This is a genomic window from Rhodoferax sp. UBA5149, from assembly GCF_002413825.1.
Classification (GTDB): Bacteria; Pseudomonadota; Gammaproteobacteria; order Burkholderiales; family Burkholderiaceae_C; genus Rhodoferax.
This window is the reverse complement of record NZ_DHXT01000153.1, coordinates 1-2,193: the sequence shown is the minus strand read 5'-3', so window position 1 is coordinate 2,193 and position 2,193 is coordinate 1. Positions and strand designations below refer to the sequence as shown.

At 59.2% G+C, this 2,193-nt stretch carries 3 protein-coding genes; all 3 read right to left on the bottom strand.

Annotated elements, in window-relative coordinates:
- Window positions 1–797, bottom strand: a 797-nt coding sequence (locus tag B3V69_RS13360; RefSeq protein WP_296447321.1) for a phosphotransferase family protein, incomplete at its 3' end; no start/stop codon positions are given.
- 23 nt (window positions 798–820) lie between these two features.
- Window positions 821–1,540: a Crp/Fnr family transcriptional regulator gene (locus tag B3V69_RS13355; RefSeq protein WP_296447318.1), complete on the bottom strand. Its 720-nt coding sequence runs from the start codon at window positions 1,538–1,540 to the stop codon at window positions 821–823.
- A 116-nt stretch (window positions 1,541–1,656) separates the two neighbouring features.
- On the bottom strand, window positions 1,657–2,193 hold a 537-nt coding region (locus tag B3V69_RS13350), incomplete at its 5' end, for an enoyl-CoA hydratase family protein (protein WP_296447316.1).

The following is a 2,193-nucleotide window of genomic DNA, read 5'->3' as shown; positions in this document are numbered from 1 at the left end:
GGTGGAATGTGCCAGGCCATGCAGTGGTAGCTGAAATCGGCCAGCGGGTGCCCCAGTGTGGACAGTTCCCAGTCCAGCACCGCAATAATGCGCGGTTCGGTGGGATGGAACATCAGGTTGTCCAGCCGATAGTCGCCGTGCACGATGCTGACCATGTGATCGGCCCGGGCCATCGCCGGAATATGCTGGGGTAGCCAGGCCATGAGCTTGTCCATTTCTTCAATGGGTTGCGTGATGGAGGCCACGTATTGCTTGCTCCAGCGGCTGATCTGGCGGTCAAAATAATTGCCGGGTTTGCCATAACTGGCCAAGCCTCGCTCAGCGAACTTGACGGTGTGCAGGGCGGAGATGACGCGATTCATCTCGTCGTAAATCGCACCGCGCTCAGGAGGGGTCATGCCGGGCAAGGCTTGATCCCAGAGAATGCGGCCTTGCATGAATTCCATTACATAGAAAGCCCGGCCAATGACGGTTTCGTCTTCGCACAGGCAATGCATGTGGGGCACCGGCACATCGGTGCCGTACAAGCCGCTCATGACGGCGAACTCGCGCTCGATCGCATGTGCCGACGGCAGCAATTTGGCCACCGGGCCCGGCTTGGCGCGCATCACGTAGCTGCGCAACGGTGTGTTGAGCTTGTAGGTTGGGTTGGACTGGCCGCCCTTGAAGGACTCCACCGACAGGGGCCCGGCAAAGCCAGGCAGGTTTTTTGTCAACCAGACGGACAGGGCGGCGACGTCAAATGCCTGTTTTTCGGAGACCGCTTGGGTGCCTACGAAATGATCAAAGTCGCTCATGGTGTGGTATTTCTTTTATGGTTTTAGTTATCGGATTCAATGATGCGCATCAGGGCTTCGCGGTCGCGAATGACCAGACCACCCGGTTCGATGCGTATGGCTTCCTCGCGTTCCATGGACTTGAGTTCCTGATTGACACGCTGGCGCGAAGCACCCAGCAACTGCGCCAACTCTTCCTGCGCCAATTGCAGGCCGATGCGCACCTCTGACCCATCGCTGAGAGAGGGCACGCCGTAGCTTCGAACCAGGTGCAGCAACTGCTTGGCCAGCCGCGCCCGCAGTGGCAGGGTATTGAGGTCTTCCACCAGGCCGTACAACTGGCGGATGCGGCGTGCATGCAGGCGCAGCAGTGCTTCGTAAAGCTCTGCGTGAAGCGCCAGAATTTTCTTGAAATCGGCTTTGGCCACACACAAAATCGTGGTGTCGCCGTGGGCATAGGCATCGTGGGTGCGCCGATCGCCGTCGAAAATGGACACATCGCCAAACCAGATACCCGGCTCCACATAGGTCAGCGTTATCTGCTTGCCCGAAATAGAGGTCGAACTGACCCGCACCGCGCCCCGTGCACAGGCAATCCATTCGTCCGGCGGTTCGCCGCGGGCAGTTATGAGTTCGCTGTCTTTGTGACGTTTGACGTAAGCGCATCGCAGAATGTCGTGCCGCAGTGAAGGTGATAGGGTTGAGAACCAGCGACCGGAGTTGATCGCCTCGCGTTCGTCGATGGTAAGAATAGGATCGTCCATAGCCTGTCCTTTGGGTGACTGAAAACTTCCCCATTGTCGCGCGGGCGACGAGCTAAATGACTAAGGGTTGTCACCAGCGTGTCTGAACGCGAGGCGCGGAGCCTGAGTGCAGGTTCTTATTCGAAGCGTGGCGTCGTTTTGGTCAAAAACGCTGAAATACCGATACCGGCGTTGGCATGGTGAAGGTTGCGCACGAAATGATCGCGCTCACGGGCGAGTTGCTCGACCAGCGTGACATGGACTGCGTCATTGATCAGCGTCTTGATGCTGGCCAGCGCGTTGGGTGCCCGGTCATTGAGTCGGGTGGCTAGTGCCAGTGCCTCAGACAGTGCCGCGCCGGGTGGCGTCATCCGGTTGACGAGTCCCAGTTCGTGCAGCCGTTGGGTCGTCACGCGCTCGCCACACATCAACAGTTCGGTTACCAGTTGGCGGGGTAGCGCACGTGCCAGACTCCAGCTGGCGCCGCCATCGGGCGAGAGCGCGATGTTGCTGTAGGCCATGATAAATGCCGCGTCGTTGGCAGCCACGATGAAGTCGCAGGCCAGTGCGAGAGAAAACCCGGCGCCGGCGGCAGCGCCTTCGACCGCTGCAATGACAGGCTTCGGAAATGTCCGGATGGCTTCGATCCAGTCGTGCAGAGCCTCAATGCTCTG